The sequence below is a fragment of the Pseudocitrobacter vendiensis genome, from assembly GCF_943590815.1.
Taxonomy (GTDB): Bacteria; Pseudomonadota; Gammaproteobacteria; order Enterobacterales; family Enterobacteriaceae; genus Pseudocitrobacter; species Pseudocitrobacter vendiensis.
The window spans coordinates 1-324 of the sequence record NZ_CALSBS010000094.1; the positions used below are offsets into that span (position 1 = coordinate 1).

The following is a 324-nucleotide window of genomic DNA, read 5'->3' on the forward strand; positions in this document are numbered from 1 at the left end:
CTCCGGAAGACGGTTGTTGCGCACGTATTCGGTGAACGCACTATGGCGACGCTGGGGCGTCTTATGAGCCTGCTGTCACCCTTTGACGTGGTGATATGGATGACGGATGGCTGGCCGCTGTATGAATCCCGCCTGAAGGGAAAGCTGCACGTAATCAGCAAGCGATATACGCAGCGAATTGAGCGGCATAACCTGAATCTGAGGCAGCACCTGGCACGGCTGGGACGGAAGTCGCTGTCGTTCTCAAAATCGGTGGAGCTGCATGACAAAGTCATCGGGCATTATCTGAACATAAAACACTATCAATAAGTTGGAGTCATTACC

General features: G+C 52.8%; 1 pseudogene. It reads left to right on the forward strand.

Going from position 1 to position 324, the window contains the following annotated elements:
* Nucleotides 1-309 (forward strand): annotated as a pseudogene (locus NMC31_RS26115) (IS1-like element IS1A family transposase); the annotation flags it as partial.
* Between the last annotated feature and the right edge of the window lie 15 nt (nucleotides 310-324).